The 24,734-nt window shown below is 74.8% G+C and carries 23 protein-coding genes and 1 tRNA gene; 17 read left to right on the top strand and 7 right to left on the bottom strand.

Going from position 1 to position 24,734, the window contains the following annotated elements:
• Window positions 1-49: 49 nt before the first annotated feature.
• Window positions 50-658: a VanZ family protein gene (locus RSE42_RS00255; protein WP_415297582.1), complete on the top strand. Its 609-nt coding sequence runs from the start codon at window positions 50-52 to the stop codon at window positions 656-658.
• Here the strand turns inward: RSE42_RS00255 and RSE42_RS00250 are convergent.
• A complete protein-coding gene (locus tag RSE42_RS00250) occupies window positions 641-1,165 on the bottom strand; it encodes a low molecular weight protein-tyrosine-phosphatase (RefSeq protein WP_415297581.1) in 525 nt (174 codons plus the stop codon). The genes RSE42_RS00255 and RSE42_RS00250 overlap by 18 nt on opposite strands.
• Before the next feature lie 86 nt (window positions 1,166-1,251).
• Here RSE42_RS00250 and RSE42_RS00245 point away from each other — a divergent pair, with 86 nt between their 5' ends.
• The gene (locus tag RSE42_RS00245; protein ID WP_198163138.1) at window positions 1,252-2,160 is read left to right on the top strand and encodes an SDR family oxidoreductase; all 909 of its coding nucleotides are present in this window, start codon (window positions 1,252-1,254) and stop codon (window positions 2,158-2,160) included.
• Window positions 2,161-2,518: 358 nt separating this feature from the next.
• On the opposite strand, the gene RSE42_RS00240 is transcribed toward RSE42_RS00245, so the two are convergent.
• Window positions 2,519-3,367 (bottom strand): class I SAM-dependent methyltransferase, encoded by an 849-nt coding sequence (locus tag RSE42_RS00240; RefSeq protein ID WP_085386948.1) that lies wholly within the window; start codon window positions 3,365-3,367, stop codon window positions 2,519-2,521.
• Between the two features lie 195 nt (window positions 3,368-3,562).
• On the opposite strand from RSE42_RS00240, the gene RSE42_RS00235 reads away from it, so the two are divergent.
• Genes RSE42_RS00235 through RSE42_RS00225 form a run of 3 tightly spaced genes read left to right on the top strand, consistent with a single transcriptional unit; the run spans window position 3,563 to window position 6,116 of the window.
• Window positions 3,563-4,567, top strand: coding sequence for a hypothetical protein (locus RSE42_RS00235; protein WP_137281383.1), 1,005 nt, complete (start codon window positions 3,563-3,565; stop codon window positions 4,565-4,567).
• A complete protein-coding gene (locus RSE42_RS00230; protein WP_085386949.1) occupies window positions 4,564-5,379 on the top strand; it encodes a hypothetical protein in 816 nt (271 codons plus the stop codon). Before RSE42_RS00235 ends, RSE42_RS00230 begins: the two co-directional genes overlap by 4 nt.
• A complete protein-coding gene (locus tag RSE42_RS00225; RefSeq protein WP_144722894.1) occupies window positions 5,376-6,116 on the top strand; it encodes a hypothetical protein in 741 nt (246 codons plus the stop codon). Before RSE42_RS00230 ends, RSE42_RS00225 begins: the two co-directional genes overlap by 4 nt.
• 35 nt (window positions 6,117-6,151) lie before the next feature.
• On the opposite strand, the gene idi is transcribed toward RSE42_RS00225, so the two are convergent.
• Window positions 6,152-6,748, bottom strand: a complete 597-nt coding sequence (gene idi, locus RSE42_RS00220) for an isopentenyl-diphosphate Delta-isomerase (protein ID WP_086150146.1) — start codon at window positions 6,746-6,748, stop codon at window positions 6,152-6,154.
• 183 nt (window positions 6,749-6,931) lie between these two features.
• Between idi and RSE42_RS00215 the strand changes: the two genes are divergently transcribed.
• The 4 genes from RSE42_RS00215 (at window position 6,932) to RSE42_RS00200 (ending at window position 11,151) form a co-directional block, all read left to right on the top strand.
• Window positions 6,932-8,026 carry an iron chelate uptake ABC transporter family permease subunit gene (locus RSE42_RS00215; RefSeq protein ID WP_144722895.1) on the top strand — a complete coding sequence of 365 codons (1,095 nt, stop codon included), beginning with the start codon at window positions 6,932-6,934 and terminating at the stop codon, window positions 8,024-8,026.
• A complete protein-coding gene (gene fepG, locus RSE42_RS00210) occupies window positions 8,023-9,105 on the top strand; it encodes an iron-enterobactin ABC transporter permease (RefSeq protein WP_253705713.1) in 1,083 nt (360 codons plus the stop codon). Before RSE42_RS00215 ends, fepG begins: the two co-directional genes overlap by 4 nt.
• Before the next feature lie 116 nt (window positions 9,106-9,221).
• Window positions 9,222-10,004 (top strand): ABC transporter ATP-binding protein, encoded by a 783-nt coding sequence (locus RSE42_RS00205; protein ID WP_031315990.1) that lies wholly within the window; start codon window positions 9,222-9,224, stop codon window positions 10,002-10,004.
• Between the two features lie 91 nt (window positions 10,005-10,095).
• Window positions 10,096-11,151: an ABC transporter substrate-binding protein gene (locus RSE42_RS00200; RefSeq protein ID WP_144722897.1), complete on the top strand. Its 1,056-nt coding sequence runs from the start codon at window positions 10,096-10,098 to the stop codon at window positions 11,149-11,151.
• On the opposite strand, the gene RSE42_RS00195 is transcribed toward RSE42_RS00200, so the two are convergent.
• From RSE42_RS00195 to RSE42_RS00185, 3 genes are read right to left on the bottom strand one after another with little or no spacing between them, the layout of a single operon-like run.
• Window positions 11,076-12,158: a squalene cyclase gene (locus RSE42_RS00195; RefSeq protein WP_144722898.1), complete on the bottom strand. Its 1,083-nt coding sequence runs from the start codon at window positions 12,156-12,158 to the stop codon at window positions 11,076-11,078. The genes RSE42_RS00200 and RSE42_RS00195 overlap by 76 nt on opposite strands.
• A 39-nt stretch (window positions 12,159-12,197) precedes the next feature.
• Entirely contained in the window at window positions 12,198-13,574 is a 1,377-nt protein-coding gene (locus RSE42_RS00190) for a permease prefix domain 1-containing protein (RefSeq protein ID WP_415297580.1), read from the bottom strand.
• Window positions 13,574-13,948: a PadR family transcriptional regulator gene (locus tag RSE42_RS00185; RefSeq protein WP_415297579.1), complete on the bottom strand. Its 375-nt coding sequence runs from the start codon at window positions 13,946-13,948 to the stop codon at window positions 13,574-13,576. The genes RSE42_RS00190 and RSE42_RS00185 overlap by 1 nt, the downstream gene beginning before the upstream one ends.
• A 90-nt stretch (window positions 13,949-14,038) precedes the next feature.
• Here RSE42_RS00185 and RSE42_RS00180 point away from each other — a divergent pair, with 90 nt between their 5' ends.
• On the top strand, window positions 14,039-14,488 hold the full coding sequence (locus RSE42_RS00180; protein ID WP_415297578.1) for a DUF6389 family protein: 450 nt from the start codon (window positions 14,039-14,041) through the stop codon (window positions 14,486-14,488).
• Between the two features lie 123 nt (window positions 14,489-14,611).
• Here the strand turns inward: RSE42_RS00180 and RSE42_RS00175 are convergent.
• A tRNA-Leu gene (locus RSE42_RS00175) sits at window positions 14,612-14,695 on the bottom strand.
• A 400-nt stretch (window positions 14,696-15,095) separates the two neighbouring features.
• Between RSE42_RS00175 and RSE42_RS00170 the strand changes: the two genes are divergently transcribed.
• The 7 genes from RSE42_RS00170 to pknB all read left to right on the top strand — a co-directional run bounded on the left by RSE42_RS00170 (window position 15,096) and on the right by pknB (window position 24,701).
• Window positions 15,096-15,803 carry an FhaA domain-containing protein gene (locus tag RSE42_RS00170; RefSeq protein WP_021480387.1) on the top strand — a complete coding sequence of 236 codons (708 nt, stop codon included), beginning with the start codon at window positions 15,096-15,098 and terminating at the stop codon, window positions 15,801-15,803.
• A gap of 10 nt (window positions 15,804-15,813) precedes the next feature.
• Complete coding sequence (locus RSE42_RS00165; protein ID WP_034652653.1) at window positions 15,814-16,317, top strand: FHA domain-containing protein; 504 nt, start codon at window positions 15,814-15,816, stop codon at window positions 16,315-16,317.
• Between the two features lie 6 nt (window positions 16,318-16,323).
• A complete protein-coding gene (locus RSE42_RS00160) occupies window positions 16,324-17,754 on the top strand; it encodes a Stp1/IreP family PP2C-type Ser/Thr phosphatase (protein ID WP_171467149.1) in 1,431 nt (476 codons plus the stop codon).
• Window positions 17,754-19,394: an FtsW/RodA/SpoVE family cell cycle protein gene (locus tag RSE42_RS00155; RefSeq protein ID WP_415297577.1), complete on the top strand. Its 1,641-nt coding sequence runs from the start codon at window positions 17,754-17,756 to the stop codon at window positions 19,392-19,394. Before RSE42_RS00160 ends, RSE42_RS00155 begins: the two co-directional genes overlap by 1 nt.
• A complete protein-coding gene (locus RSE42_RS00150) occupies window positions 19,391-20,857 on the top strand; it encodes a peptidoglycan D,D-transpeptidase FtsI family protein (RefSeq protein ID WP_415297576.1) in 1,467 nt (488 codons plus the stop codon). The genes RSE42_RS00155 and RSE42_RS00150 overlap by 4 nt, the downstream gene beginning before the upstream one ends.
• Complete coding sequence (locus RSE42_RS00145; RefSeq protein ID WP_415297575.1) at window positions 20,854-22,515, top strand: protein kinase domain-containing protein; 1,662 nt, start codon at window positions 20,854-20,856, stop codon at window positions 22,513-22,515. The genes RSE42_RS00150 and RSE42_RS00145 overlap by 4 nt, the downstream gene beginning before the upstream one ends.
• Window positions 22,516-22,625: 110 nt before the next feature.
• Window positions 22,626-24,701 (top strand): Stk1 family PASTA domain-containing Ser/Thr kinase, encoded by a 2,076-nt coding sequence (pknB, locus tag RSE42_RS00140; RefSeq protein ID WP_396049789.1) that lies wholly within the window; start codon window positions 22,626-22,628, stop codon window positions 24,699-24,701.
• Window positions 24,702-24,734 lie beyond the last annotated feature (33 nt).

Raw genomic sequence — 24,734 nt, 5'->3', positions numbered from 1 at the left:
ACCGTCGGCGACGTCGTGCGTGGCGTCGTCAGCTGAAGGAGCGGTTCGAGTGTTTCGCGAGGTCCCCGTCCTCCCCGTCGTCGTCCCGCTGGGGGCGGTGGTCCTCGGGCTGCTGCTGTGGCGCCTGCACCGGTCCGGTCGTCTCACGCTGCCGCGGGCCGCCGTCGCGCTCGCGCTCGCCGTCTACGCGGCCGGGGTCGTGGCGAACACGGTGTTCCCGATCTTCCTCGACAAGCCGGCGAGCAGCGCCGCGTGGGACGCCCACCTGGTCCTCGTGCCCCTCGTGGACTACGAGGTCGCCGACGCGGTGATGAACGTCCTCGTGTTCCTGCCGCTGGGCGTGCTCCTGCCGCTCCTCCTGGCGCGGCCGTCGTGGTGGCGCGTCGTGCTCACGGCAGCGGCGTTCAGTCTCGCGATCGAGGTCACCCAGTACGTCACCTCGCACCTGCTGGGTGGCGGTCACGTCGCGGACGCCAGCGACCTGCTCTTCAACGTCGTGGGCGGCGCGCTCGGCCTCGGGCTGTTCACCGTGCTGTGCCGCGTCCCCGCGCTCGACGCGTTCTTCGACCGCTTCCGCTGGTCCACGGCGCCGCGGCCGCGCGGGTCGCGCGGCGACGGGACGGACGCCCGTCGCGCGCGCTCAGCCGTCGAGCTCTGAGCGCACGAGGTCCACGATCCCGTCGGCCGCGGCCTCGACCTCGGCGAGGCAGTCCTCGAAGTCCTGCTGCCCGCCGTACCAGGGATCGGCGATGTCGAGCACGTGCTCGGACCCGCCCGGCTCGACGCGCGGCGCCGCCGGGTCGAACGAGCGGTACAGGCGCACCGGCGCCGACGCGTCGAGACGCCGCAGCGCCCGCGCGTGCTGGGCGGTCATCGCGAGCACGAGGTCACGCGCGGCGAGGTCGCCCGCGCGCACCTGACGCGCCCGGTGCGTCCCGTCGACGGCGTACCCGTGCTCGGCCAGGACGGCCCGGGCGCGGCGGTCGATCGGGTTCCCCCGCTCCTCGTCGCTGATCCCGGTCGAGTCCACCACGACGCGGTCGCCGAGACCGGCCGCCTCGAAGCGGTCGCGCAGCACCACCTCGGCCATGGGGGAGCGGCAGATGTTGCCGGTGCAGACGGTCATGACGCGGTAGGGCCCGGGGCGGGTCTCGGCACTCGACATGGCCCCATTCTGCGCGAGGAGGGCGTTCCCCTCCCGTCCAGGTCGGTCGTCGGGCGGCCCGTGACCAGGGCGCCTACCGTGAGGAGATGATGATCGGGGCGGGGTCGGGACGGGTCGCCGTGACGGGCGCGAGCGGTCTCCTGGGGTCGAAGCTCGCGTTCCGGCTCGCCGCCGAGGGCGCGCCGCAACGCCTCGTGGTGCGCGACGCCGCCCGCGCGCCCAGCCTGGGCGACGACCCGCTGCCGGAGTCGGACGTCGCCGTCGTCGCCGGGTACACGGACACGCGCGGCATGGTCGAGGCGTTCACCGGCGTGGACACGGTCCTGCTCGTGTCCGCGCGCGAGGACGTCGACCGCGTCGCGCAGCACCGCGCGGCCGTGGACGCGGCCGTCGCGGCGGGCGTCCACCGCATCGTCTACGTGTCGTTCGTGGGCGCCGCCCCCGACGCCGTGTTCACGTTCGCGCGCGACCACTGGCGCACCGAGGAGTACATCCGCGCGACGGGCGTGCGGCACACGTTCCTGCGCGACAACCTCTACCACCGCGGGCTCGCGCTCATGGTGGGCGACGACGGCGTGATCCGCGGCCCCGCGGGCGACGGGCGCGTCGCGTCGGTCTCGCACGACGACATCGCCGACGTCGCGACCGTCGTGCTGCTCGACGCCGACGCGCACCGCCACGACGGCGTCACCTACGACGTCACGGGCCCCGAGGCGCTCACGCTCGCCGAGGTCGCGGCCGAGCTGTCGTCGGCCACGGGCCGCGAGATCACGTACCACCCCGAGACCGTCGACGAGGCGTACGCGTCGCGCGACCGGTACGGGGCGCCGCGGTTCGAGGTGGACGGCTGGGTGTCGTCGTACACGGCGATCGCCGCGGGCGAGCTCGCGCACGTGAGCGACACGGTCCCGCGGCTCGTCGAGCGACCCGCGCAGTCGTTCGCCGCGTGGCTCGACGACTACCCCGAGGAGTGGGCACACCTGCGCCCCGCCTGACCCCGGTGACCCGGCGGGTCGCTCCACGGCGGTTCCACGCCGTGGGCGAAAACCCCTGGCGTGGCCGCGGGAGGCGGACGTACCGTCGTCGTACACGCGAAAGGAGGTGGTCCTGGAAGTGAAGATTCTTCGGACTCGTGAGGTGGTTGCGCGCTAGTCGTCGCGCAACCGATCCAGCAACGGACCGGATGCGGTGAGCCCGTGAACCGGGCGGGGTCTCCCGAGGGGAGCCCCCGGCGGCGAGCGAGTACCACGCAACCACCGGAGCCCGCGGGTGTCGTGCCCTCGTCCAGCACGACAGGAGGAACCCTCCAGCCCGCGGGCTTCTTGCTGCCCGCACGCCGACGCTGAGTCGGCGTCAGAAGGGCTTGCGCGCGACCACGAGGAAGCGCGGCGCCTCGTCGACGAACTCGTGGCCCGCGGCGAGGTGCAGGTGCAGGGCGCGCAGGGGCGCCTCGTAGCGCGCGACCGCCTCGGGCGAGAGCGACGCGAGCTCCGGCACCTGCCAGGCCATGAGCCGCAGGTACCAGAGCAGGGCGGACAGGTCCCGGAACCGGCGCAGGCCCTCGTGCTCGCGCGCGGCGTCGACCACGAACCCGGCCTCGCGGAGCACCTCGACCGCGGCGTCGAGCGTGACCGAGTCCGGGTCCCACGCCGGCTCGGCACCGAGCGCGGTGCTCAGACGCACGCCGTCGCGCGAGTCGGCCTGCTGCGTGAGGAAGACGCCGCCCGGCTCCAGGACGCGGAGCACCTCGTCCGGGTCGAACTCCTCGTGCCGGTCGAGGACGACCGCGAACTGGCCGTCGAAGAACGGCAGGAGCTGCTCGTCGTCGCCCTCCACGGGCCGCACCTCGACGCCGAGGGGCTCGAGCCGCCGTCGGGCCACCGGCAGGTTCGGGGCCCAGCCCTCCGTCGCCGCGGAGCCCGCGGGGAACGGGCCGAGCGTGGAGAGGAGCTCGCCGCCGCCCGTGCCGAGGTCGAGCACGGGCCCGCGCCCGCTCGCGACGAGCTCGCGCGCGAGCGCCACGTAGTCCCACGGCAGCGGGTCCTCGACGACGCGGCCCGCCACGGGGGAGAGGTCGAACCCGACGACCGGGACCGCGCGGGCCCACGCGACGTGCTCCTCGAACGAGGCGTCCCGGGCGGGCACCGGCGCCTCGCTCGCGCGGTCGGGGGTGGCGGGGGTGTCGGGTACCGCGTCAGGCATGGGTCGATTGTCACCCGCCCGGGCGCCGGAGCCGAACGCGAGCGGTGCGCGGGCGCGGGCGCGCCACGACCCGACGGGGAGGACTCCCCATCGTCCGCACCACGGCGCGCACGATAGCCTCCCCGGTGCCCGCCTCGCGCGTCCCGGACACCGGGTGCCGGCGGGCCGGACGACCGACGAGGGGACGAGGACGACGTGAGCGGTATGTGGGGCGCGGACGTCAACGAGCTGCGGAGGCTGGCGCAGTCGCTGCGGTCCGCCTCCGACCAGCTCGTGAGCACGACGTCCGAGGTCAGCGGCCTCGTGGAGGCGGCGGGCCGCTGGCAGGGCGGCGACGCCGACCAGTTCCGCAGCGAGTGGACCGGCACGTCCGTCGCGCTGCTGCGCGGCGTGAGCCAGACGCTCTCCGAGGCGTCGCAGGCCGTCCTGCGCCACGCGGACCAGCAGTTCGCGACGAGCACCGAGGGCGGGTCCATCCCGTCCCCGGGCGTCCCCGGGCCCGGCGTGCCGACCGGCCCCGGCGGCGGCCCTCCCGGCGCGGGCGACCCGCTCGACGGGTCGATCTGGGACGTCGGCGACACCGCGCTGTCCGCGTGGGGCGCCGGGAGCGGCGCGTGGATCGCGTACCGCACCTTCCTCGCCGCGCGCGGCTTCCTCGACGCGAGCCGGCTCGCGGCGCTGTCGCCCGCGGCGGCGAGCGCCCTGCAGCTCACGCGCGGGATGGCGGTCGGGGACGCGCTGAGCGTGCTCGGGCGGGCCACGACGTTCTCCCGGTTCATGGGCTTCGCCGGCGGTGCAGCCGGCGTGGTCGGCGGCATCAACCAGATCGTCAACACCCAGTACGACGGCGTGCGCGGCGGCGTCGACCGCGGCATGGGCGTCCTGTCCGTGATCGGCGGCGCGGGCACCATGGCGATCGCGGCGGGGCTCCTCACCAACCCGGTCGGCATCGCGGTCGTCGCGGGCGCGGCGGCGGTCGCGGGCGTCTGGGCGCTCGGCAACCTCGTCTACGACAACTGGGACTCGATCACGGGGTTCTTCTCGGACCCGGGCCCGTACCTCGCGGACGGCTGGAACGACGTCACGAGCTTCGTCGGGGACGCGGCCGATACCATCGGCGACGTCGCGTCCGACGTCGGTGACGCGATCGGCGACGGGCTCTCCGCCGCCGGCGACTTCATCGGAGGCCTCTTCTCGTGACCCAGCAGCCGACCATGCAGTGGTCCGCGGCCGACATCGCGGCCGCCGAGCAGACGCTCGCGCGCACGGCGCCCGGCGAGGTGACGCACGTCGTCACGCTCACGGACGAGGAGGTCGCGATCCTCGACGGGCTCCAGAACCCGCAGCTCGTCCCGCTGCCCTGGCTCGACGCGCAGGAAGGCGCGGACCGCACGCTCGTGGGGCGCGTGGCCCTGCGGTCGCTGCTCGCGCGGGGTCTCGTGGTGCCGTCCGACGAGGAGCGCCCGCCCGGGCCGGGCGGCGAGCCGCAGGTCGGGATCGACGCGGTCCCCGAGGTGACGGGCCCGCTCGTGCTGCGGCGTACGGCGTCGGCCATCCTCTCCGCGGACCGCACGACGGCGCTCGGCAAGCACTGGGTGTACGTCTACCTGCACGACGAGGACCGGGTGCTCGAGGAGGAGGTCGGGCCGAGCGGCCACCACTCCTTCAGCGTCTACCCGCTCGCCGAGCTCGCGGGGCGCCTCGCGGTGTTCCTCGACCCCGCGGCGAAGGCCGTGCTCGACGGCCGCGCCCGCACCTTCACGACCGAGCAGTTCGCCGCGGAGGCCCGCACGTCGCCGGAGCTCTCCGGAGCGGTCGCCGTCACGGTGCTCGGGGCGGTGCGCGCAGGCTCGGACACCCTCGTCCGGGTGAGCGTCTACGCGACGCCGGACGGCGTGTACGTCGTGCGCGGCGGCGAGCACGACGCCGACGGCGCGCCCGTCACGCTCGAGCTGTCGGAGGTCGGGCCGGCGACGCTGCGCCGCCTCCCCGCCGAGCTGCTCGGCCGATGACGGCCGCGCCGACCGGCGACCGCGCGACGCGCAAGGTGCGCCACTGGGCCGACGCGTCGCGCCTCGGCCGCCTGCGGCACGTCGAGGCCGCGACGCCGAACGGCCCCGCGTGGGCCGTGGTCCTCGTTCTCGTGCTGCTCGCGCCGGTCGCCAGCCTGGCCGACGGCGAGGTCGTCGCCGCGGCCGTCCTGCTCGTGGCCGTCGCCGCCGTGCTCGGCGTCCTGCTGTGGTTCCTGGGCTCGGAGAAGCTGCTCGTGCTCGACGGCGGCATCGTCGTGGGCTCGTTCGCACCGTTCCTGCGCCCGACGGTCATCCCGTGGTCGGGGATCGACCCCCGCACGGTGTCCGCCGTCGTGGGCAACCAGCGCACGATCGGGCTCCTCCTGGCCGACCGCGGCGTGAGCGGCGCGTCGCGCACGGTGCTCTGGTCGCGCCGGCCGGTCACGTTCCTGGCGGTGTCGCCGGTCGTCGCGCGGCACGCGTGGGCGCAGGGCCAGCCCGTCGACCTCGCGACCGCCCCCGGCTTCGACCTGTGGGTCTTCTCGACGCGGCGGCCGTCCCGGCAGGCGCCCCTGGTGCACGCGCTCGCCGCCGCGATGCACGACGCGCGGGTCCCCGGCGCCGACGCGGTCCTGCCGCACGCGCTCCCGCCGCGGCGGCTGCGCTCGACCGCCGAGGACGCCGACCACCTGGGCATCCCCGAGCGGTTCCGCCGCGCGCAGCTCCGGCGCGTCTGACTCCTCGCCCCTGCCCGGTCGCGGGCCGGGCGCGGTCAGGCGGAGGCGGGACCGAAGGCCGCGGCGAGGGGCGCCGTCGGACCGTCGCCGGCCGTGCTCGCGCCGCCCAGCGCGCCGACCTGGAGCACCATCCACGGGCTGAACGCCCACGGCGTGGCGGCGACCCCGCGCGCGACGTCCCGCGGGTCGGCCCAGGCGAGCTCCATCACCTCGTCGGGGTTCGCCTCGACCGGGCCCGCAGCCCGGGCGGCGTAGACGGGGCAGATCTCGTTCTCCACGACGCCCGACGCGTCGACGGCCCGGTAGCGGAACCCGGGGACCGCGACCTCCAGGTCCGCGATCTCGAGCCCGAGCTCGTGCCGCGCGTGGCGGACGATCGACTCCTCGGTCGACTCCGTCCAGCGCGGGTGGCCGCAGAACGAGTTGGTCCACACGCCGGGCCACGTGCGCTTCGCGAGCGCGCGCCGCGTGAGGAGCAGGCGGCCCGCGTCGTCGAGCACGTAGCAGGAGAAGGCGAGGTGCAGGGGCGTCTCGGTCGTGTGGACCGCGGCGCGCTCGAAGGTACCGGTCCGGCGACCCTGGTCGTCGACGGTGACGACGTGGTCGGCGGCGACGGGGACGTGCGAGGTCATGCGGCCACTCTCGCACACGCCGCTCGCGGACCGGCAACCCCCTCCGGCAGCGACGGTGAGCGGGGTCACTCCACCGGGTTCGCGGACGACCTTGCCGGACCCTCCGGGGCGTGAATTAAGGTGAGGGTAACCTCACTCGTGTTGACCCGCCGGGCCGAGCGCCCCCGAGCAGATCCGAGCACCATGACCTCGCCCGCGACCGCCGCCACGACGGCCGACGTCCCCGGCGGCACGGCACCGGCCGGGACCGACCCCGCCGACCGCCCGGCCGGGGTCGCCCGCACGAACGCGGGGCGCAGCGTCGGCCTCCTCGTCGCCCTCGCGGTCCTCGTGCTCGCGATCGTGCTGAGCCTCGTCGTCGGCTCGAAGCCGGTCCCGCTCGGCACGGTCTGGGACGCCCTCACCGGCTACGACGGCTCGGGCGACCACGTGATCATCCGGGACCTGCGCCTCCCGCGGACGGTCGTCGGGCTGCTCGTCGGCACCGCGCTCGGCGTCTCGGGCGCCCTCATCCAGGCCATGACACGCAACCCCCTGGCCGACCCGGGCATCCTCGGGGTCAACGCGGGCGCCGCGTTCGCCGTCGTGCTGGCCGTCGCGTTCCTCGGGCTCACGGACATCGGGTCGTTCATCTGGTTCGCGTTCGCGGGCGCCGTCGTCGCGACCGTCGCGGTGTACGCCATCGGGTCGCAGGGCCGCGGGGGAGCGACGCCCGTGCGCCTGACCCTCGCGGGGGTCGCGCTGGGCGCGGTGCTCGGCGGTGTCTCGCAGGGCATCACCCTGCTCGACCCGGCGGCGTTCGACCGCATGCGCTTCTGGGGCGCTGGCTCGCTCGCGGGCCGCACGATGGAGATGGCGGGGACGATCGCCCCGTTCGTCGTGATCGGGCTCGTCATCGCGCTCGTCGTCGCGCGCCCGCTCAACACCGTCGCGCTCGGCGACGACCTCGCGAGCTCGCTCGGCGCGCACGTCGGGCGCACGCGCGTGCTCGTCGGCGTCGCGGTCATGCTCCTGTGCGGCGCGGCGACGGCCGCGGCCGGGCCCATCGCGTTCGTCGGCCTCATGGTGCCGCACGTCGCGCGGTGGACGGTCGGCCCGGACCAGCGCTGGATCCTCCCGTACTCGGCGGTGCTCGCGCCCGTCCTGCTGCTCGTGTCCGACGTCGTCGGCCGGGTCGTCGTCATGCCGGGCGAGCTCCAGGTCGGGATCGTCACGGCGTTCGTCGGTGCCCCGGTCCTCATCGCGCTCGTGCGCCGCTCGAAGGCGAGCGGGCTGTGAGCGCCCCGGTGCAGGACCGTCTCCCGGCCGGGGCGGACCGGCGCGTCGACTTCGGCCGCCCGACGCGCGTCGTGCGCGGCCGGGGCGTGAGCCTGCGGCTCGACCTGCGCACGCTCGCGGTGTGCGGGGCGCTCCTGCTCGTCGCGCTGGCCGTCGGCGTGGTGGCGCTCACCACCGGCGACTACCCGCTCACCGTGCCGCAGGTGCTCCAGGCGCTCGTCGGCGCGGCCGACGGCCCGGTGCACATGGTCGTCGTCGAGTGGCGCCTCCCGCGCGCGCTCATGGCGCTCGTGCTCGGCGCGGCGCTCGGCGCGAGCGGTGCCATCTTCCAGTCGCTCACGCGCAACCCGCTCGGCAGCCCCGACGTCATCGGCTTCAACACGGGCGCGTACACCGGGGCGCTCGTCGTCATCATGCTGCTCGGCGGCGGGTACGTCGGCGTGGCGGCGGGCGCGCTCGTCGGCGGGATCGTCACCGCGGGGGTGGTGTACGTCCTCGCCTACCGGCGCGGCGTGCAGGGGTTCCGCCTCATCATCGTCGGCATCGCGGTGTCGGCGATGCTCGCGTCCGCCAACCAGTGGCTCATCGTCAAGGCCGACCTCGAGACGGCGATGGCCGCCGCCGTGTGGGGCGCGGGGTCGCTCAACGGCATGACGTGGGCGCAGGCGGTCCCCGCGTGCGTGCTCGCCGCGCTCCTGGCCCTGCCGCTCGTGTGGCTCGCCCCGCGCATGGGCCTGCTCGAGCTCGGGGACGACGCCGCGGCCGCCCTGGGCCTGCGCAGCGAGCGGGTGCGGCTCGCGCTCGTCGTCCTCGGCGTCGCGCTCACCGCGCTCGTCACCGCGGCGGCCGGCCCGATCGCGTTCGTCGCGCTCGCCGCACCCCAGCTCGCGCGCCGCCTCACGGGCAGCGCGGGCGTGCGCATCCTGCCCGCCGCGTGCATGGGCGCGGTGCTCCTGGCCGCGAGCGACCTCGTCGCGCAGCGCGCGTTCGCCCCGACCCAGCTCCCCGTCGGCGTCGTCACCGTGAGCGTCGGCGGCGCCTACCTCGTCTGGCTCCTCGTCCGCGAGGCCCGCAAGTGACCCCGACCCCGCAGACCGGAAGGACCCCGGTGGCACCCACCCAGCTCGCGGACGCCCCGCACGACGCGGCCGCGCCCGGCACCGCCGACCGCCCCGCGGCCCCCACCGCCGACCGCCTGCACGCCGACGGCATCACCGTCGGCTACGACGACCGCGTCATCTCCTCGGGGCTCGACGTGACGATCCCCGACGGCTCGTTCACGGTGATCGTCGGGCCGAACGCGTGCGGGAAGTCGACGCTGCTGCGGGCGCTGTCGCGCCTGCTCAAGCCGTCGCAGGGCGAGGTCGTGCTCGACGGCCGCTCCATCTCGTCCATCCCCGCGAAGGAGGTCGCGCGCCGCCTCGGCCTCCTGCCGCAGTCGTCGATCGCGCCCGAGGGGATCACCGTCGCAGACCTCGTCGCGCGCGGGCGCTACCCCCACCAGAAGCTCCTGCGCCAGTGGTCGCGCGAGGACGAGGCGGCCGTGGTCGCCGCGCTCGCCGCGACCGGCACCACGGACCTGTCTGGCCGGCTCGTCGACGAGCTGTCCGGCGGCCAGCGCCAGCGTGTGTGGGTCGCGATGGTCCTCGCGCAGGAGACGCCCCTCCTCCTGCTCGACGAGCCGACGACGTTCCTCGACATCGCCCACCAGATCGAGCTGCTCGAGCTGTGCGCCGACCTCAACCGGGACCGCGGGCACACGCTCGTCGCCGTCCTGCACGACCTCAACCACGCGTGCCGCTACGCGACCCACCTCATCGCCATGAAGGACGGCGCGATCGTCGCCGAGGGCGCGCCGGGCGAGGTCGTCACGGCCGAGCTCGTCGAGGACGTGTTCGGCCTCCCGTGCCGCATCATCGCCGACCCCGTGACGGGCACCCCGCTCGTCGTGCCCGAGGGCCGGCCCCGCCGCGCCTGACGCGGCCCCGTTCTCCCGGTCGGACCACCCCGCCCGACCGGCCCCCCACCGTCCTGCGCTCGCCCGCACCGCCTCGTCGGAGGAGCACCGCATGACCCGCACGACCCGTCCCTCGTCCACCCTGCCCGGCGCGCCCCGTGCGCGGCGCCGGCCCGCGCGCGCGGTCGCGGCGGCCACGCTCGCGCTCGGTCTCACGGCCGTCGTCGCGGCGTGCTCCCCGGGCACCGACGCGGGCTCCGACGGCGCCGGGGACGACCAGCCGTCCGCGAGCGCCGACGGCTGGTCGTGGACGTCCTCGGGCCACGGCACGACGTACGAGCTCGACGAGGCGCCGGACCGCCTCGTCGTCGACGGCTACTCGGCCGCCGCGCTGTGGGACTACGGCGTGCGGCCCGACGGCGTGTTCGGGTACGGCTTCTCCGACACGGGCGCGCTGTCGATCGGCAACGCGCGGGTCGACGAGATGGAGGTCGTCGGCACCGACGCCGAGCTCAACCTGGAGAAGCTGCTCGCGCTCGACCCCGACCTCGTGATCGGGTTCGGCACGGAGGACGGCACGGCGTGGCGGTGGTGGGACGAGAAGATCACCGAGGAGGCGACCGCCGTCGCGCCGTTCGTCGGGATGAAGTTCTCCGGCCGGCCCGTCGTCGAGGTGATCGAGGACTACGCGTCGCTCGCGGAGGCGCTCGGCGGCGACGCGGACACCCCGGAGGTCGCGGAGGCGCGCGCCGCGTTCGACGAGCGCCTCGACACCCTGCGGGCGATCGCCGCGGAGAAGCCGCTGACGATCCTGCCGCTCAACGGGGCCGAGGAGCTGTGGGTCGGGCAGCGGACCCTGGGCCAGCTCGCGCTGCTGGAGGAGCTGGGCTTCACGATCGGCGGCCCGCAGGACCAGCAGGCCTGGGCGGAGCTCAGCTGGGAGCGCGTGCCGGACTACCCGGCGGACGTCGTGCTCAGCTACACCGGCTCCGACGAGGCCATGGCGGCGAACCCCGTGTACGCAGGCCTGCCCGCGGTCCAGGCGGGGCAGGTCGTGGGCTGGGACGACAAGCGCCCGTTCACGTGGGCGAGCTACGTCGAGTGGTTCGACGAGCTCATCGCGGTGCTCGACGGCGCGGAGGTCGTCTCCGGGCCGCCCGCGTCCTGACCGTCCCACCAGTCGAGGACGACGGTCGCGTGGTACGTGAGCCAGCGTGACGGTTCGCCCGCGGGCGCGTCGACTTCGAACCACACGCGGCCCGGATGGCGCCGGCCCTGGAGCCAGGTGCCGTCCGGGCGCCGCGCGCGGCGGACGTGCTCGACCGCGTCCGCCGCGCGCGGGTCCGGCGGCGTGCCGTCGAGCAGCGACGCGGCGCGCAGGTAGACCAGCGCGTTGAGCACGCTGTAGTACCAGCGGAACGGGTAGGCGAGGCGGAACGCCCAGTCCCCGACGGGCTCGCCGGTGCCGAGCCGGCGGAACAGGCCGCGGCGGAGCAGGTACTCCTCGCCGGCGCGGCGCGCGGCGCGCAGCTCGTCCGTGGCCCCGGCGTGCTCCTGGTAGGCGAGGAGGCCCTTCAGCGCGTTGAGCGTCGAGTGGTACGACGACACGGTCGCGCCCTCGACCCACGCGCAGTTCCACCCGCCGTCGGGCAGCCGACCGTCGAGGACGGTGCGGAGCAGCGCCGTCACGTCGACGCCGAGCCACGCGCCCGCGGCGAGCGTGTACCCGTTGATGCACCAGTCAACCTCGCCACCCCAGTAGGGCAGGTCGTCGTACTCCCAGCGGCAGTGCTCGGCGAGCAGCTCGGGCGTGCGGCGCGCGCGGAGCACCTCAGGGTCGAGACCCCACTCGCGCAGCGCGACGAGCGACCAGGTGGTCGCGGTCCAGGGCTGGCCCTCCTCGGGCCTGCCCTCGGCGTCCGGCGGGGCCGCGCCGTCCCCGCCGACGTCCGCGGGGAAGTACGCACCGCCCGCCCACTGCCCGTCCGGGTCCTGGTGGCCGAGCAGCCGGGCGCCGAAGCCCTCCGTCGCGACGCGCGCCCGCGTCGCCCGCCACACGGAGGGCGGGGCGTGCACGACGTCGCGCTCCACCTGCCAGCGCAGCGCCGGGTCGGCGTCGAGGAGCCAGCCGACGACGTCGTCGTCGACCGGCCCGCCGGACGGTCGGTCGGCCATCCCGTCACGCTACCCCCGGGGACGGCCGACCGCCGTCGGTCAGACGAAGCCGAACACGGGCGGGAACACGAGGGCGACGACCGCCGCCCACGCCGCGTAGACGGGGAGGAAGCGCGTCTGCCACGCGACGAGGTCGGCGAACGGCCGACGCCCGCGGAGGAACGCCGTCGCGAGCACGGCCGACCACGCGAGGTGGACGAGCAGCAGGAGGTTGAGCCCGAGCGCCGCCGCCTTGTTGGGGCTGACGCCGAACTCGGCGATGCGCGTGAGCATCGCGGTGAGCGCGACGGCGTCGACGGCGAGCGCCGCGCCGACGAGGACCACCAGGAGCCCGTCGAAGAACGACCCGGGCGCGAGCGGGTCGCGGGCCGAGACGGAGTAGAGGAGCAGGCACAGGACGAGCACGAGGATCGCGTCCATGAGGATGAGCAGCTCACGGTCCACGGCCGCGAGGTTCCCCGCGGTCGCGAGGACGACGAACGCGGCGAGGAGCATGACGAGCGTCAACGGCGTGAACACGCGCGTGAGCACGGGCGCGATGTTCTCGACGACGTTCTGCTTGGCCTCGACGAGCCACGCGGCCACGATGAGCGCCGCCGGCACGCACAGGGTGAGGATCCAGGTGTCGAGGTAGGGCTCGAGGTCGACGCCGGCGAGCGAGAAGACCCCGATCGTCAGGCCGAGCAGCACCCCGCCGCCGAGCGCGATGAGCGTGTAGTACACGGCGAGCTCGCCCGTGAACCGCACGAAGTCCATGCGACGCGCGTCCGAGCGCCACCGCCCGCCCACGTAGGCGAGCCCGACGACGGACCACAGCGTCACCGGGGCGGCGAGCGCCGCGAGGACGAACGTCGCGTCCGTGGGCGCGAACGGGTACACGTTGAGCACGACGCCCAGCACGACGAACGGCACGACGAGCGCGCCGACGACACGCAGCGTCACCTGGCGCTTCCACGCGAGGTAGGCCGTGAGGAACGGCAGCACGAGGAGCCCGACGTTGAGGCCGACCGTCTCCCAGGGCAGGAGCACGGTCGCGACCTTGACCGTGACGCCCACCGCGACGGCGAGCCCGAGCACGACCGCGAGCTCGCGCCACGAGCGGGTGCGGCCGGGCTGCTGGCCCACGAGGACGAGCTGCTTCCACAGGCGCTCGGAGTGCTCCTGCGCGAACTCGCGCGACAGGTCGTCGAGCGTGCCCATGCGCTTCACGGCGACGAGGAACGCCTCGTCGTCGTCGAGGCCCGTCGCGCGCAGGTCCTCGACCCGCTCGCGCAGGTGGTCCTCCATCTCGTCGACGTCCGCGGCGGAGATCGCCTCCCGGCGCCGGACGTACCCGCGCCACTGGTCGATCTGCGCCTCGAGCGCGGCGTGCGGGCCGGGGCTCGCGCCGCCGGCCGGCGCGGTCGTGGCGCCCATCAGGCCCACCCCTCCGCGACGCGCGGCGGGCTCTGCAGCCCGTCCTGGGCGGAGCGCCACACCTGCTGGAGCGCGTGCGCGACGACGTCCCACTGCGCCTGGCGCTCGACGAGCGCCTCGCGCCCCGCGACCGTGATCGCGTAGTGCTTGCGACGCCGGCCGATGTCGGACGTGCCCCACGACGCCTCGACGAGCCCGAGGCGCTCCAGCCGGTGCAGCAGCGGGTAGAGCATGCCGTCGGTCCACTGCATCCGGCCGCCCGAGAGCTCGTCCACGCGCTTGAGGATCGCGTAGCCGTAGGACTCGCCGTCGGCGAGGATCCCGAGCACGAGCGGGGTGGCCGAGGCGGCCACGAGGTCCTTGTCGATACGCATAACGCTCCTATGCCTAGTTGTTCTAGGGTTTACGACCCTAGCAGATCTAGGGTTGGCCTCGGCAGGCGTGTCCGGCGCTACCGTGGCGCGATGGACGCCGCGACCCACGCCCGCCTCGTGCGAGCCCACCTCGACGCCGCGACGCCGGAGGCCGTGCGCCGCCTGCGCGCCGTCGTCGACGCGCTCCCGGACCGCGCGGAGGAGATCGTCGTCACCGTCTTCCCCGACCAGGACGGCGAGGGCACGTTCGACGTCGTCGTGTCGCTCGACGGCCCCGACGCCGCCGTGCTCGACCGCGCGATCGCGCCGCACCGCACGCTGTTCGAGGTCGTGCACGGCGAGGACGGCCCCGTCCCGGACGTGCCGCTCGTCGCGCCCGGCCGCGAGCCGTACGACGCGCGCGACGTCGTCGTCGACACCGCCGCCGACTGGGTCGTGGAGGTGTGGGACGCCGCAGCGCGCGGCAGGTCGCGCGTGCCGGGCGTGGTGGAGGGGCACGACGGCTACGGCACCTCCGTGCCGCGCGCGCTCGCGCCGTGAGCGGGGGAGCCGGGCCACGCCTGGTCCCCGGGGGCGACCCCCGAAGGCGCCGCTTGGAGGAAGAGCAAGGGCCGGGAATGCGAAAGTCCCGGTCAGGGACGACCTGACCGGGACCTCGTCACGTGCGCGAGGGGGGAGTTGAACCCCCACGCCCTTTCGGGCACACGGACCTGAACCGTGCGCGTCTGCCTATTCCGCCACTCGCGCGTGCCGCAGAAGACTAGCACGGCGCGGGCGACCGACCGGCACCGCGCCGTCCTGCGTGACGCCCGCCACCCGGACGCACCGCGGCGCGGCCCCGTCGCCGACCACGACCTTCGTCGCCCTCGAGCACGTCGTCGCTCCCGGGAAGAGCGGCGAGACGACGGCAACCTCGTGCTCGGCGGGGGAGCGGACGCCCGACGTTCACACGCTCCACCACGAAAGCGCCACATCCGTCCGGTAATCGTCCGACGAAACGGGCCTGCTGGTCCGACGCGATCGATACGATCTAGGTAGTCTGCCCGGACGCGGGTGCGCGGGGGGCCACCGGAAAGGGCGCCGGCAGAGCAGACGAGATCCGCGCGGCGTCAGCCGCGGCACGAGCGAGCACGAGGGAGGAGGTGGCATGGGAGTCCTGGACCGCTTCGAGAAGGGCGTCGAGCGCGTCGTGAACAACGCCTTCGCCAAGGTCGGGCGCAGCGAGGTCAAGCCCGTCGAGCTCGCGAGCGCGCTGCGGCGCGAGGTCGACGACCGCGCCGCCGTCGTCGACCGCGAGCGCACGGTCGTGCCCAACGAGTTCACCATCGAGCTGTCGGTGGACGACTTCGGCCAGGTCGAGGGGTGGGGCGCGGAGACGCTCGCCGACGAGCTGGCCTCGAACGTCACCCAGTACGCCGCGTCGCAGCACTACGCGTTCGTCGGCCCCGTGAGCGTGAGCTTCGAGCAGAACGACACGCTCGACGTCGGCCGCTTCCAGCTGCGCTCGGCGAGCGTGCGCGGCAACGTCGCCCCCGCCACGACGGCGTCCCCGAGCACGCGCCACCCGCTCGTCGACATCGACGGGCAGCGCTACCTGCTCACCGGCCCGGTCACCGTGATCGGCCGCGGCTCGGAGGCCGACATCGTCGTCGACGACCCTGGCGTCTCGCGGCGCCACCTGGAGATCCGCGTGACCCCGGAGGGTGTGATCGCGACGGATCTCGGCTCCACGAACGGGCTGTTCGTCGAGGGGCACCAGGTGCCGGCCGCGACGCTGCTCGACGGGAACTCCCTGACGATCGGCCGGACCCGCATCATGTTCTGGACCGGCGCGTCCGACAACGAGGAGTGGTGATCCGGCCCGCATGACCGATCTCACGTTCACCCTGCTCCGGCTGGGCTACCTGGTGCTGCTCTGGGTGTTCGTGCTCTCCGCGATCGGGGTGCTGCGTCGGGACCTGTACGGCACGAAGATCACGCCGCGCCGCGGCAAGAAGGGCGGTCCGGCCCCGGCCGCCCGCCCGACGTCGGGCCCCACCCCCGCCGCCCCGGAGCCGTCGCGGCCCGCCGCGCCCGCGGGACCGTCGCGGCTCGTCGTCACCGCCGGCCCGCTGACCGGCACGACGATCCCGCTCACGACGTCGTCGATCCTCATCGGCCGCGCGCCGAGCTGCACGCTCGTCCTCGACGACGACTACTCGTCGTCGCGCCACGCCCGCATCTTCCCGCAGCACGGGTCCTGGTTCGTCGAGGACCTGGGCTCCACGAACGGCACCTACGTCGAGGACCAGCGGATCGCCCAGGTCACCCCCCTGGGCCCGGGGACGCGGGTGCGGATCGGTCAGTCCGTCGTCGAGCTGCAGAGGTAGCCCGCAGTGAACATCGCCCTGCGCTACGCCGCGCGCTCCGACGTCGGGCTCGTGCGCTCCAACAACCAGGACTCCGGCTACGCGGGCCCGCACCTGCTCGTCGTCGCGGACGGCATGGGCGGCCACGCGGGGGGCGACGTCGCGTCGTCCATCGCGATCGCCGCGCTCGCCCCGCTCGACGGCGAGTCGCACGGCCCGGACGACGCGCTGGCCGAGCTCGAGCGCTCGATCGACCACGCCCGCCAGGACCTCGTGGACCGCAGCGTGACCGACCCGGAGCTGGTCGGCATGGGCACCACCGTCACCGCGATCCTGCGCGCCGGCAACAAGCTCGCCATGGCGCACCTCGGCGACTCGCGCGCCTACCTGCTGCGCGACGGCGAGCTCAACCAGGTCACGACCGACCACACGTTCGTCCAGCACCTCGTCGACACGGGGCGCATCTCGGCGGACGAGGCGGAGACCCACCCCCAGCGCAACGTCGTCATGCGCGTGCTGGGCGACTTCGACATCGACCTGACGCCGGACATGTCCGTGCGCGAGGCGAAGCCGGGCGACCGCTGGCTCCTGTGCTCGGACGGCCTGTCCGGGTTCGTCAGCCAGGAGACCATCGCGCAGACCCTCGCCGACACGGACGACGTCGACGCGTGCGCCGACCACCTGCTCCAGCTCGCGCTGCGCGCGGGCAGCACGGACAACGTGACGGTCGTCGTCGCGGACGTCGTGGACGTCGACGCCCTGCCCGACGGCGGGGCCCCCGGCACGGGCGCGCAGGTCGTCGGGTCGGCGGCGATCGACCGCGACGCCCCGACGTCGGCCGCGGACGGCCCGGCGGCACGCGCGGCCGCGCTCATGGCGAGCACGAAGGCGACCGCCCCGGCCGAGGACCCGGACGCCGACGCGGCGGACGAGGACGGCGCGGAGGGGCGCACCGCCGCCGAGGGCTCCGGCGACGACGAGGACGACGTGCGCCCCGGCCGCGCGCCCCGGCGCTGGGTCACCGTGGTCGCGATCCTGCTCGTGGTCGCGGGTCTGGGCGTCGCGGGCTGGGCGGGCTACCGCTGGACGCAGTCGCAGTACTACGTGGGCGTCGCCGACGGCCAGGTCGCGGTGTTCCGCGGCATCCCGGAGAACGCGGGCCCGGTCACGCTGTCGACCCCGATCGAGCTCACGGGGACGCGCGTCGACGACCTGCCGGGCTACGTCGTCGACCGCCTGGAGACCACGATCCCCGCGCAGTCGCTCGAGGACGCCCGCGCCCGCGCCGAGCGGCTGGTCGCCGAGGCCACGGAGGACACCACCGAGACCCCCGCGACCGACGGCTCGACCGAACCGCCCGCGGACGGGACCGTCGACGGCGCGACGACGGGGACGCCGGACGCCGACGCGCCGGACGTGACCCCCGCGCCCACCGACGGCGCCGGCTCGGGGGCCTGATGGCCACGGTGGAGACCACCGAGGTGCGCCCCGGCCGGGGCGCGGAGCTCGGTCTGCTCGTCCTCGCGCTCGCGCTGGGCATCGGGGCGTACGCGCTCGTGGGCCTGCGGCTCACGGGCGAGCTCCCGGGCCGCTTCTACGTGTACAGCATCGGCACGGTGGTGCTCGCGGGCGCCGCGCACGTGCTGCTGCGGTTCAAGGCGCCGTACGCGGACCCGGTGATCCTGCCGATCGCCGTCGCGCTCAACGGCATCGGCCTCGCCATGATCTTCCGCCTCGACCTGGGCTCGCAGGTCACGGGCGGCGAGCAGGACCTCGCGCCCCGCCAGCTCCAGTGGACGGCGCTCGGCATCCTCTGCGCGTTCGCCCTCGTCTGGTTCCTGCGCGACCACCGGACCCTGCGCCGCTACACCTACACCGCGATGATCGCGGGCATCGTGCTCGTCGCGCTGCCGCTCGTCCCGGGCCTGGGCACCCGCATCAACGGCGCCCAGATCTGGATCAACCTGTTCGGCTTCTCGCTCCAGCCGGCCGAGTTCGCCAAGGTCGCGTTCGCGATCTTCTTCGCGGGGTACCTCGTGACGAACCGCGACACGCTCGCGCTCGCCGGCCCCCGCGTGCTCGGCCTCCAGCTCCCGCGCCTGCGCGACCTCGGGCCGATCATCATCGTCTGGCTCGTCTCGCTCGCGATCCTCGTGTTCGAGCGCGACCTCGGGACCTCGCTCCTGTTCTTCGGCCTGTTCGTCGCGATGCTCTACATCGCGACCGAGCGCGTGAGCTGGGTCGTCATCGGTCTGCTCCTCATCGCGGTCGGCGCAGTGCTCGCGGCGTCGACGTTCGGGCACGTGCAGGCGCGCGTCGACGTGTGGCTGCACCCGTTCGACCCGGAGATCTTCGGCCGCAAGGTCGGCGGGTCCGGCCAGCTCGTGGGCGGCCTGTTCTCGCTCGGCAACGGCGGCCTCTTCGGCACGGGCTGGGGCGCCGGTTACCCCCGCACGGTCCCGTACGCGTTCTCCGACTTCATCTACGCGTCGCTCGGCGAGGAGCTCGGCCTCACGGGCCTCATCGGCATCCTGCTCGCGTACCTCGTCCTCGTGGAGCGCGGCCTGCGCACCGCGATCGGCGTGCGCGACGGGTTCGGCAAGCTGCTCGCGGGCGGTCTCGCGTTCGTCATGGCGTGGCAGCTCTTCGTCGTGGTCGGCGGGATCACGCGGATCATCCCGCTCACCGGCCTGACCATGCCGTTCGTCGCCCAGGGCGGGTCGTCGCTCCTCGCGAACTGGCTCGTCGTCGGGCTGCTCCTGCGCATCTCGGACGACGCGCGGCGCCCCTCCTCCCTGCCCGTGCGCGGGCAGGTCGCGCCCGGCGGGGCGCGCAGCCGCACCGACTCCGACCCGGTCGCGGTCGTGGGCGGCGGCGCGGCCGTGGGCGCCCTGCCCGACGACGCCCCCACCACGGTCGGCGCGCCCGCCGTCCCCGGTCCGCCCACGGGCCCCGCGCGCGCGACGACGGGCGTCCAGCCCGCCGTCGGCCGCACCGGGGAGGTCCCCGACCACCCGGACGACCTGCGGACCGAGGTCGTGCAGCGACCGGACGCGGGTGCCGAGACCGACCGTGACCCCTGGGGAGGAGCCCGGTGAACGTCCCCCTGCGTCGCGTCGCGACCGTCGTCCTCGTGATGTTCCTCGCGCTCATGGTGTCGACGACGTACATCCAGTTCGTCCAGGCCGACTCGCTCAACAACGACTCGCGCAACGCCCGCACGATCTACCGCGAGTACAACAAGTTCCGCGGCCCGATCGTCGTCGCGGGCGACGCCATCGCGTCCTCGACGCCGGTGGACGATGCGTTCGGCTTCCAGCGCCAGTACTCCAACGGCCCGCTCTACGCGCCCGTCTCCGGCTTCCTGTCGCTCACCAACGGGCGCACGGAGATCGAGGACAAGGAGAACGACTACCTCAACGGCGAGGCGAGCTCGCTGTGGCTCGACCGCCTGAGCGCGCTCTTCACGGGGCAGCAGCCGCAGGGCGCGTCCGTCGAGCTGACGATCGACCCGGCGGCCCAGCAGGCCGCGTGGGACGCGCTGGGTGACCAGCGCGGCGCCGTCGTCGCGATCGAGCCGAAGACGGGCCGCGTCCTCGCGCTCGTGTCGAAGCCGAGCTACGACCCGAACGAGCTCGCGACGCACGACACCGCCCTCGCGCGCCAGCGCTACCAGGAGCTGCTCAACGCCGAGGGCAACCCGATGTCGAACCGGGCCATCCGCGGCAACACGTACCCGCCGGGCTCGACGTTCAAGATCGTCACCTCCGCCGCGGCGCTCGAGAGCGGGCAGTACACGTCCGAGACCGTGATCCCGGCCCCGGACGAGCTGCCGTACCCCCAGTCGACGCAGACGATGAAGAACTTCGGCGGCACGCGCTGCTCGCCCACGGGCGAGATGACCCTCGCGGACGCGCTGCGCATCTCGTGCAACACCGCGTTCGGCGACCTGGCGATGACCCTCGGCGAGGACGCGATGCGCGACCAGGCCGAGGACTTCGGCTTCGACGCCTCGCTCGAGATCCCCATGGACGTCACGCCGAGCCGCTTCCCCGCCGAGGGCACGCCGGGCGCCGACGCCGCCGGGATCGCGCGCGCCGGCATAGGCCAGGGCGAGGTCAAGGTCACGCCGCTCCAGATGGCGATGGTCGCCGCCGCGATCGCGAACGACGGCGTGCAGATGGCCCCGTACACCGTCGAGACGATCCGCAACCCCGACCTCGACGTCGTCCGGCAGTCGGAGCCGCGCCGTCTGCGCACCTCGGTCTCGCCGTCGACGGCCGAGCAGCTCACCCAGATGATGGTGGGCGTCGTGCAGAACGGCTCCGGGAAGTCCGCGCAGATCCCGGGCGTGCAGGTCGCGGGCAAGACGGGCACCGCCGAGACGGGCGGCAAGGCCGCGCCGCACGCGTGGTTCACGAGCTTCGCCCCGGCCGACGACCCGCAGGTCGCGGTCGCGGTCATCGTCGAGAACGGCGGCTCGATGGGCAACGAGGCGACGGGCGGCGCGATCGCCGCGCCGATCGCCCGCGCCGTCATGGAGGCGGTGTTGAACGGATGAAGCCGGTCCGGGGGCTGACGCTCGGCAACCGCTACCGCCTCGTGCGGCGCATCGCCGTCGGCGGCATGGGCGAGGTGTGGGTCGCGGCCGACGACGCGCTCGGCCGCGAGGTCGCGGTCAAGGTCCTGCGGAGCGAGTACGCGGGCAACGAGGACTTCCTCAACCGCCTGCGCACCGAGGCCCGCAACAGCGCGGCGCTCTCGCACCCCAACATCGCGCAGATGTACGACTACGGCGAGACCAACGGCTCCGGGTACCTCGTCATGGAGCTCGTCGTGGGCGAGCCCATGGCGGACCTGCTGGAGCGCGAGCCGGTGCTCCCGCCCGCGCGGCTCCTGCCGATCCTCGCGCAGACCGCCCGGGCGCTGCACGCCGCCCACCTGTCCGGCGTCGTGCACCGGGACGTCAAGCCCGGGAACATCCTCATCGACCGCTCCGGCACGGTGAAGATCACCGACTTCGGTGTCTCGCTCGCGGCCAACCAGGTCCCGATGACCGCGACGGGCATGGTCATGGGCACGGCCCAGTACCTCTCGCCCGAGCAGGCCGTCGGCCAGGCCGCCACCGGCGCCTCGGACATCTACGCGCTCGGCATCGTCGCGTACGAGTCCATCGCGGGGAACCGCCCGTTCACGGGCTCCACGCCGGTGGACATCGCGGTCGCGCACGTCAACGAGCCGGTGCCGCCGCTGCCCACGTCGGTCGACCCGGAGCTCGGCGAGCTCGTCATGGTCATGCTCGCCAAGGACCCGCTGGCGCGGCCCCACCCGGCCGACGCGCTCGCACGCGTCTTCGAGGGCATCGCCGCGCGCCTCGCGAGCGACCCCTGGTCCGCCCGCACGGGGGCGCCCGCCCCCACGCGCCGCGCGCGCCGGGCCCGCACCACCGCCGACGACGTCCCCGCGCCCGAGCCGGACCCAGCACCCGTCATCACGCCGCTCGTCATCCCGGCCGCGGTGCGCGACCCGCACGCGCCCGACCCGGCGAACCCGTGGGTCGCCCCCGAGCCGCGCCGCGCCGCGCACGCGGAGGTGCCGCCGTCGGCCGCGACGCCCCCCGGGCCGCCCGACGACGACGCCACCCGCGTCCGCCCGCTCGGCCGGCACGGCGGGACGGTCCCGGAGACCGCCGAGCCCGTCCCGGCACCGCCCGGACCGGACGACGCCGCGCCCGGCCCGGCCCTCCCGTGGGAGCGCCCCGTCCCCGCGGCCCCGGCGGACGACCCGGCCGCCCCGCGGTCGTACCCGCCGCGCCGCGAGATGCACGGTCCGACGCGCTCCTCACGACGGCCGCAGCCCACCCGCGCGGGCACGCGCCCGGCCGGCGCGGCCGGGGGCTCGACGCGCGCCGAGCCCGTCGCCCCGGCGACCCGCGCCGAGGCCCGCCGTCAGTCGCAGTCGGCACCCGTGCCCTCGCGCTCCGCGGGGCGCCGCACGTCGACCACGACGGGCCGCCGCCTGGGAGGCCTGCCCAACGGCCTGACCTGGCCGCTCGTCGCCCTCCTGGGTCTCCTGCTCGTGCTGGTGATCGCGACGATCGCCACGCTCGGGGACCGGGACGGCGACGGCGGCGACGCCGCCCCCGTGCGGGGCGCGGAGACCTCCGTCGAGGTCGCCGTGCCCGACGCCGAGACGCTCCCCGGACGGGTGACATCGTGACGACATCGTGGTGTTCCCCGCGTGGCCGCAGGGTCGCGGGTGGGATGATTGCGCCAGCCGTGCCGTGGGCGGACGCGCCCACGGCTCCGACGACACCGAAGGACGAATGAGTGGTGGACAACGCTCCCCGAGTGCTTGCCGGGCGCTACCAGGTCGGTGAGCTCATCGGCCGTGGTGGCATGGCCGAGGTGCACATCGGGCACGACAACCGCCTCGGTCGTACCGTCGCGATCAAGATCCTGCGCTCCGACCTCGCGCGCGACCCGTCGTTCCTCGCGCGCTTCCGTCGCGAGGCGCAGGCAGCGGCCTCCCTGAACCACCCGGCCATCGTCGCGGTCTACGACACGGGCGAGGACGTGCACGAGGACGCCACCAGCAACGCGGTGCACGTCCCGTTCATCGTCATGGAGTACGTCGAGGGCCACACCGTGCGGGACATCCTGCGCGACGGTCAGGCCGTGCCCATCGACGAGGCGGTCGAGATCACGGCGGGCGTCCTCGCGGCGCTCGAGTACTCGCACCACGCCGGGATCGTCCACCGCGACATCAAGCCCGCCAACGTGATGATCACGCCGACGGGCGCGGTGAAGGTCATGGACTTCGGCATCGCCCGCGCGGTCGCCGACTCCGCGGCCACCATGACCCAGACGCAGGCCGTCATCGGCACCGCGCAGTACCTCTCCCCGGAGCAGGCGCGCGGCGAGACGGTCGACGCGCGCTCCGACCTGTACTCGACCGGCTGCCTGCTCTACGAGCTGCTCACGGGGCGCCCGCCGTTCATCGGCGACTCGCCCGTCGCAGTGGCCTACCAGCACGTGCGCGAGGCGCCCGCAACGCCGAGCGCGATCGCTCCCGACGTGCCCGAGGTGCTCGACCGCATCACGCTCAAGGCGCTCGCGAAGGACCGCACGGCGCGCTACTCGAGCGCCGCCGAGTTCCGGGCCGACCTGGAGAACGCCGTGCGCGGCGGGTCGATCACGGCCCCGGCGCTCGGGGTCGCGGCCGCCGCCGCCGGCCTCGGTGCCGCCGCCGCGGCCGCCGACCTCCAGCCGACGATGGTCGAGTCCGCGACGCAGGTCATGGCACCGGCCGCCGCGGCGGCGAACCCCTGGGCGACCAGCGCGGCGCCCGCCGTCCCGCCGGGGGAGCAGCCGCCCGGCGAGGACGACGAGCAGCCCAAGAGCCGCAAGGGCCTCATGTGGACGCTCATCGCGGTCGGCGTGCTCGCCATCGCGGCGATCGTGACGATGCTGCTCATCAACCAGAACAAGGACGTCGAGCCGGAGCTCGTCACCGTGCCGACGGTCCAGGCGGGCATGACCCAGGAGGAGGCCGCCGCACTCTTCGACGGCCTGGACCTCGAGTTCAACCCGCTCCTCGAGGAGAACTCCGACGTCCCGGAGGGCGAGTTCATCCGCCAGAGCCCCGCCGGTGACGCCCAGGTCGACCCGGGCACCTCGGTCGACGTCTGGTTCTCGACCGGTCCCGACGCCGTCACCATCCAGGACCTCAAGGGCAAGACGCAGGAGGAGGCCCGGCAGTACCTCTCCGACGCCGGGCTCAACGTCGGCGACGTCAACACGGAGGACTCGCCGGACGTCCCGAAGGGCGCGGTGACGAAGACCGACCCCGGCGCCGGCCAGTCCGTGCCGGCGGGCTCGACGGTCAACCTGTTCGTGTCGAGCGGCCTCGTCGCCCTCCCGGACGTCACGGGCCAGCAGTTCGACGCCGCGAAGTCGACCGTCGAGGCGCTCGGCCTGAAGGTCGACCGCAGCGAGGAGGAGTCCGACGAGCCGGAGAACCAGGTCCTCTCGCAGCAGCCCAACGCGGGCAGCGTCCCGCAGGGGTCGACCGTGACCCTCAAGGTCGCCATCCCGCGCGCGGCGGAGACGACGACGGTGCCGACGAACCTCGCCGGCATGACCGAGCAGCAGGCCCTCGAGGCGCTGGGCGGTGCCGGGCTCGTCCCCGGGGCACGGCAGACCCAGGAGTCCGAGCAGTGGCCGGCGGGCACGGTCATCGGCTCCGACCCGCGGGGCGGGACCGAGCTCGAGGTCGGCTCAGAGGTGCGCCTCATCGTCTCGACCGGTCCCGGACCGTCGAACGGCGGCGGCGACAACGGCGGCGGGAACAACGGCGGCGGCAACGGGAACGGCGGGGGCAACGGCGGGGACGGCGAGGGCTGACCCACCGCCCCCGGGCCGTCCACGACGACGGGC

The organism is Cellulosimicrobium sp. SJTW-1 (assembly GCF_047716875.1).
Lineage (GTDB): Bacteria > Actinomycetota > Actinomycetes > Actinomycetales > Cellulomonadaceae > Cellulosimicrobium > Cellulosimicrobium funkei.
This window is presented reverse-complemented; position numbering and strand designations above follow the sequence as displayed.